This is a genomic window from Raineyella sp. (genome assembly GCF_034933565.1).
Taxonomy (GTDB): domain Bacteria; phylum Actinomycetota; class Actinomycetes; order Propionibacteriales; family Propionibacteriaceae; genus Raineyella.
On sequence record NZ_JAYFNG010000038.1, the window covers coordinates 1 to 6,665 of the forward strand.

Genomic DNA, 6,665 nt, shown 5'->3' on the forward strand with positions numbered 1-6,665 from the left:
AAGCCCAACTCGGCCTCGGTGTGCGCCGAGCCCACATGCGCCACGATCCGGCGCCGCCCGCCGACCGATTCCACGAGCTGGACCGCCGTCGCGCCTGAGCCCGTTCGCACCCGCCGAATCCACACACGCCCTACCGTAGGAGATCAAGTCCCTGTTGGTGGTGTAAGTGTCTGTTGTTTCGTTTGGGCTGGTGGGGGTTGGTTTCAGGCTGTGAGGAGGTGGGTGGGGTCGGGGTGGTTGGGGTGGGTGAGTTGGTCGGTGAGGTCGCGCATGGAGGTCTCTGAGAGGTAGCGGCGTTCCCCGTATTGCCATTCCTCGTTTTGGTCTTGGAGGATGGCTCCGATGAGGCGGGTGGCGGAGGCGTCGTCGGGGAAGACTTGGACGACGTCGGTGCGGCGTTTGATCTCGCGGTTGAGTCGCTCGATGGGGTTGTGTGGTGCAGATCTTCTGCCAGTGGGGGCGGGGCTGGTCAGCGAAGGCGGTGAGGTCGACTTCGGCGTCGGTGAGCATCTGGGCGATCTGGGGGAAGGTCGGGGTCAGGGAGGCCACGACCTGGTGGTAGGCGTCCTTGACGGCCTCTGGGGTGGTCTGGGCGAAGATGGTGGCGATGAGGGCGTTGACGGGCTTGGAGCGGGTGGAGCCCAGGGTCTGGGTGACGTTGCGAGCGAAGTGGACGCGGCAGCGTTGCCAAGAGGCGCCGGTGAGGATGGCTTTGACGGCGTTCTTGATGCCTTGGTGGGCGTCACTGGTGACGACTTGCACTCCCAGTGGGTCGGTGTCGGTTGAGACCTTGAGGCCGCGCTCGCGCAAGGATCGTAGGAACTCCGTCCAGAAGTAGGTGGACTCACTGTCGCCGATCCTCATGCCCAGGATCTCACGCCTGCCCTGGGCGGAGACGCCGGTGGCGACCACGACCGCTTTGGAGACGACATGGCCGGCGTGGCGGACGTCGACGTAGGTGGCGTCCAGGAACAGGTACGGGTACCACGTGTGGGACAGGGGACGGGTCAGGAACTCCTCGACCACGGAGTCGATGTCGGCGCAGATCCTTGAGACCTGGGACTTCGAGATGCCCGACTCGCATCCCAATGCCTTGACGAGCTCGTCGACCTTGCGGGTGGACACCCCGTTGATCCACGCTTGGCAGATGACGGCGTAGAGGGCCTTGTCGATCCGCTTGCGGGGGTTGAGGAGGCTGGGGAAGAAGGACCCCTCACGCAGCTTGGGGATGGCCACCACCACGTCTCCTGCCGGGGTGGACACCGTCTTGTCGCGACTTCCGTTGCGTCGGGTGAGGCGGGACTCGCTGCGCTCATAGCGCCCCGCCCCGATCTTGGTGGTGGCTTCAGCCTCGATGAGGTCTTGGAGGCCCGCCTCCAACAGTCGACGGAACACGGCGTCTCCTGCAAGGCTCGGGTCGGACAGGACTTCACTGATCAAGGTGGACAGGGCAGACTGGTTGCGGGCCATCGTGGGAACACTCCTAGGATTCTTGGTCGAAACTCTGGACACCCACGATGGCCCACCAACACCCCAAGGATGCTCGCTGACCTGCAGGAATTGCCACCACCCTAAGGGACTCCGCCCCGTTGCTCGCGAGGTCAGGCGACACGTCCCTTCTTCAGCCACGGCGGGCTGGAGACGAGCTCGGCGGTGCGGTCAGGTAGGTCGTCGGGAGCATCGCCGTCGTCGGCGCGGTTGCTCACGTCGTGGCGAAGGATGCGTTCGGCGGCCTGCCGGTCACCCTCGGCGGCAACCACGGACGCGAGGTCGAGTCGAGGGGTGTCCTCGAACGGAGCAGCGAGCAGCGCGGTCTCGGTGGCGGCGCGCGCCAGCGACAGGTCGCCGGAGTGCAGCGCGGCGATGGTGACCGTGTGCGCGACGTCGACCACGGCGCACACCATGTGATGGTCGATGCGGTCACCATCGGCCAGCCAAGCCCAGCCGCGTCCTCGTTGTCCCGTGAAGGGCTCCCCGGCCACGAGCCCCAACGCCGCCCTAAGGTCGACAAGGCCCTCGGGACCGCGTGCTTGGCCACGCGCGCGGAGCCGTCGGAACAGGTCGATGTCGGCAAGGACGCCGACCAGCTGGTAGATGCCCATGCCTCGGGCGATGCCGGCCGGGGACTGCGTGGCGTCGGGCAGGTAGTTGCCGCCGGTGGTGGGGTCGACGCCCAGCCAGCTGCGCACCTTCGAGAGGTGGACCCTCATCTGGGTGGCGTCGGAGCCGAACGCATCGACGACCTGGTCGATCGTGACGCCCTGGGGGTGCAGCGCCAGGAACGCCAGGAGTTCGGTGTAGAAGGCCTTGCGCTTCGCGACCACCGTGGGCTTCCCGGTGGTACCGGTGCGCGCCTGGATGGGACCAAGGAGCCGCAGGTGCGGGCGGGTGCCATCAGCCCAGGCCGCCAGGTCGGCGTCCAGACCTGGGTCGGCTCCCTCGACAGCCGCCCGGACCTTGTCGGGCACGTGCGGCGCGAGCTGCTGAAGGTCGTCCGCGGTGGTCGCAGCCACGCTGAGGACCTCGGCGTCCGGGGCTGGAACCACCGCCGCCCCCGGCTCGGACTCGGGGTCTGTGTCGCGGGGCAGCACGAGTTCGTCACGGATCGCTCCGGCGGCGTCCACGTACTCGCGCCAACCGTCGTCGCCGTCGCTGGGCATCTCGACGTCGTCGAGCAGGTCGGCGTGGGCCAGGAGCAGGGCGCAGCCCTGGGCTTCGGCGGGGGTGAGTCCGTTGGCGATCAGGTCGAGGCCGAGCGACGGGATGAGCACCCGGCCCTGCCCGGTCAGTCGGACGCCGAGGCCACGGATGGGCTCGGTGTCTGCGACCATGACGACGGCCGTGCCGGTCCTCGCGGGATGCTCCCCGACGAGTGCGAGCAGCTGGTCGAGCGGGGTGCTCGACAACGCTCCGTTGACCAGGACGAGCCAGCTGTCCCACACGTCGCCGCCCAGGTCGTCGACGCGGCCGGCGGCTGCGGCCACGTCATGCTCGGCGCACTTGTCGACGGTCGCGCCGGCCGCTGCGATCGCCGCGTCCAGCGCGGTGGGGTCCTCGAGACGGTGGTGGCGGATGCGCGCCGGGTCGAGCGGCTCGGCCTCCTTGGCGATCCCGATGCAGTCGAGCTGGACCTGGCGTGCCCACGGGTTGACCGCGATCTCGGCCGCCACGTAGCGAGCGAAGTCGGCAGCGTAGGTGGGGTCCCCGGTCAGGCTGATCGTGCCGAGTTGTTCAAGGTTGACCAGCCACGTGGCGCCGTCGTCCTCCAGTCCGACGGAGACGAGCTGCGGGTAGGCGGATCGGGCAGTCGGCTCCTGTTCGTGCGCGCCGGTGGCGAGCAGCCATCGGCGGCCGTCGGCCGGGTCCGGGCGCCACGGATGCGCCAGCGTGATGGGCTCGACCAGTTGCACGGCCACCTCGCCTGGCAGGAGCTGGACAGCCAAGAGTTGCGGTGGGGCGTCGCGGTCCTCGCCGGAGACGGCGAGCAACCTGAGCGCGTGGTCGATGGCAAGCAGGGTGGGCGTCGCTGCCTGCCCCTCGGCCATCACGGTCTTCTCCACCGGAACGAGTTCCGGCGGCGGCGCCTGGATCGTCCGCCCCGGCCGACGGGCACGGAACTGGGCCCTCCGGCGCTGGCGCAGCGCGGCCAGCAGCCCAGCGGCGAGGACGCCGCCGGCTCCGGTGAGCCCGACCAGCAACCAGGGTGCCGGCGCGTCGGAGTCCCGGTCGGACGCCTCGCTCGCTGGCTTGTCGTCGCTGCTCACGTCCGTGGCCACGGTCGCGGAGGCGGACGGGGCGGGCGTTGCCGGGGCGGTCGACGGGACGACGGGAACAGCGCCGGCCGTCTCGGACGTCGCAGGCGACGTCGCGGCTACCGGCGTGGGCTTGGCGGTTGCGGAAGGGACGGCGCCCGCCGGCGTGGGCTGCGAGGTCTGGGGTGTCGGCTCGGCTTGTTCGGGTTCGGGCGAGGTGGTGGGCAGGTCGGGCGTCGCTCCCTCAGCGGCCGGGATGAGTACGTGCCAGCCGGGGAGGATGAGGTCCGGGTCGGTCAGGCGACGGCCGTCCGGCTGGGTGAGCTTGCGGGAGGCCTCGAAGATCCGGGGCCAGGCGTCGGCGTCGTCGAGGTGCTCCTGGGCGATTTCGCTCAGCGTGTCCCCCTTGACCACGGTGTGGCGGGAGTGAGCGTGGTCGTTCGCTGCCGTGGCCTGCTCGCTGCCGGCTTGCGAGCCCGCGGGCAAGGTGAGCACCCATCCCGGCCTGAGGAACTGCGCCTTACCCCGCAGGAGTTCGTGGTTGAGTTTGAGGATCTCGGGGTAGCGGCTCCCCGACCCCAGGTGGTGCTCGGCGATCGACCACAGGGTCTCGCCACGCTTGACCGTGTGGGTGACGGGCGAGGCGGCGTCCACCGAGAGCGCCACGGCGCTCGGCGTGGGCGGGGCGGGCTTCGACGGCTGGGATGCGGCCGTTACCGTCGGCGAGGCCACCGGGTTTGGGCTGTCCGGAACTGCGGATGCCGTCTCGATCCCCGCAGCAGGCACCGTGATGAACAACAGCAGTGCTGCTGTCACGAGCCGGCGCGCCGGCACCTGGGACCACCGGAGACCGGGCAGCTTAGGTGCCTCCAGGCCTCGGAGCGCCGCGACGGCTTCCGTGATGATCGTGATCGCCAGCAGACCCCAGACGATCCACGCCGCGACCTTCAGGACCAAGAGGGTCAGGTGGCCGTCATCCGGCGTGGTGAGCGCCGCCCACCAGCCGTCCAGGCCGGACGGCGTCGGCCCCCAGCCGAGCGCCAACAGCACCGCCGGTAGCCCCACGAGCAGGCCGAGCAGCGCCAGGCTGGCGGCGAAACCGACCAGGCGGGGGTGACTGTGTCGCTGGTTCATCGGGGGGCTCCGTTCACGACACGCGACAGCAGGATGGTGGCGTCGCCGCTGACCGTCTTGGGGCCGATGCCTGCGGTTCCGAGGAACTTCGGCTGGTAGACGATCGTGACGTGCACCGACAGGGTGGTCGGTCCGGTGATGCTCACGCTGCCCTCGAGGCCGGCGGCATGGAGGTAGGCCGCTGCGGCGGTGCGGGCGGCGGCGGTGTCGATCTGCGGGGACTGGCCGCGCATGATCTGGCTGGCCTGAACCTGGTTCGCCGCCGTCCGTCCCGCCTGCTGGGCGAGGTCGTGCGCGCGCTGTTGGGCGTTGACCTGTCCGGTGAGGTCGACGGTGATGCCGATCACGAGGGTGAGGATCGCGGCGATCAGCACGCCCCACACCGTGACCGAGCCTCGTTCGTCGCGCTGCCTCATCATCGCCCCCTGAACACATCGAGCGGACTGGTGACCGTCGCGCTGACGACCCGGTCCGGCAGGCCGGGCAGGGACAGCTCCGACAGTTCCACCGTGCAACTCACGGTCGCCGCGACACTGGCGGGCGTTCCCACCGGCCTGTAGAACCCTGAGGTGTCGAGCGTGACCGTCATGGACGCGCACGTCAGCCCTTGGTTGGCGAGGGTGGCGCGCGCTGCCGCCACGGCTGTGGTTTGCGCGGCACCCGCGGTGCGGGCGATGGACGCCGCGCGTGCGGCGTCTGCGGCTGCCTGCTGGACGCTCCCGTGGGCGATAGCCACCCGGCCGCCGGCCACTGCGAACATCAGCAGGAGCATGAGTGTCGGCACTAACAACACCAGCTCGATCGCTGCCGAGCCGCGCTCATCGGCGGAGGTCTTCCAGCTCCGAGGATTGGGCCTCCCGAGCCTGAAGCGTCGGGAGTCGTGAAGTCGTTGCTTCATCGCGTGTACCTCTCGACCGGGAGGGTGGCCGACTGGGACACGGTCACGTCCATGAACGGCACCAGCCGGACGCTGTGGCCGGTCACCGTCACGGTGGTGCTGGTCGCCGTCCTGTCGCCGGTGACGGTCACGCCGGTCAGCGTCGTCCCTCCCACGTCGGTGGCGAAGGACCTCGCGCTCGACAACCCCGCCTCGAGGGTGGAGTTGAGCATCGCCGACGTGCGGGCGCCCGACTGGGCGGACGCCAGGGCGATCGACCGGGCGTGGAACCAGGTGCCGGCCTGGACGGCCAGGAACAGCACGGTGAGCACGATCGGGAGCGCGATCACCATCTCGATCGATGACGAGCCGCGCTCTCCTCGCTTCGCCGACTGCTTGGTCCTGGACCGTCGCATGGTCGTCGTCGCCTGCTATCGGATCTCGTTGGCCTTGCCTACGACGTAGGCCTGGATGATCGCGGCGACGATCCCCACGATCGCGATGGCGAAGATCGCCCAGAGGACGTTCTGGATGGTCTCAGACATGCCGTCCTCGGCGAGCATCCGCTTGCGCTGCTTGGCGAGCCACGACTCGAGGTCGCGGCGCATGAGCTGGCTCTCCACGTACAGGTTGAGCATCATGGTGGGGTTTCCTCTCCTGAAGGGGTTCTTCCTTTGGGGTCAGGTGGTGCTCATCAGGGTCATCAGGGATGGCCCCAGCAGGATGGCGATGAAGACGATCGCCAGCATGGTCGCAGGGATGGTGAGCCGCTCGGATGCGGCGTTCGCACGGGCCTGCTCGTCGGTCAGGAGCGCCACGCGCAGCGCTCGGTTGTGTTCCCGGAGGGTCTGGTAGACGGGCATCGTCTGCTGTTCGGCCAGCGCCATGATGTTGGCCAGGTC

At 69.4% G+C, this 6,665-nt stretch carries 5 protein-coding genes and 2 pseudogenes; all 7 read right to left on the bottom strand.

What is annotated here, in order from left to right; all coding sequences use genetic code 11:
• Positions 1-203: 203 nt before the first annotated feature.
• Positions 204-1,470, bottom strand: a pseudogene (locus tag VB059_RS11430) (IS256 family transposase).
• A gap of 131 nt (positions 1,471-1,601) precedes the next feature.
• A complete protein-coding gene (locus VB059_RS11435; RefSeq protein ID WP_323422156.1) occupies positions 1,602-4,886 on the bottom strand; it encodes a LysM peptidoglycan-binding domain-containing protein in 3,285 nt (1,094 codons plus the stop codon).
• Positions 4,883-5,302: a TadE/TadG family type IV pilus assembly protein gene (locus VB059_RS11440; protein WP_300079204.1), complete on the bottom strand. Its 420-nt coding sequence runs from the start codon at positions 5,300-5,302 to the stop codon at positions 4,883-4,885. Before VB059_RS11440 ends, VB059_RS11435 begins: the two co-directional genes overlap by 4 nt.
• A complete protein-coding gene (locus tag VB059_RS11445) occupies positions 5,302-5,784 on the bottom strand; it encodes a TadE/TadG family type IV pilus assembly protein (RefSeq protein ID WP_323422157.1) in 483 nt (160 codons plus the stop codon). The genes VB059_RS11440 and VB059_RS11445 overlap by 1 nt, the downstream gene beginning before the upstream one ends.
• On the bottom strand, positions 5,781-6,179 hold the full coding sequence (locus VB059_RS11450; RefSeq protein WP_323422158.1) for a TadE family protein: 399 nt from the start codon (positions 6,177-6,179) through the stop codon (positions 5,781-5,783). Before VB059_RS11450 ends, VB059_RS11445 begins: the two co-directional genes overlap by 4 nt.
• Positions 6,180-6,194: 15 nt before the next feature.
• Positions 6,195-6,404, bottom strand: a complete 210-nt coding sequence (locus tag VB059_RS11455) for a hypothetical protein (RefSeq protein WP_286268085.1) — start codon at positions 6,402-6,404, stop codon at positions 6,195-6,197.
• A gap of 39 nt (positions 6,405-6,443) precedes the next feature.
• A pseudogene (locus tag VB059_RS11460) lies at positions 6,444-6,665 on the bottom strand (hypothetical protein); the annotation flags it as partial.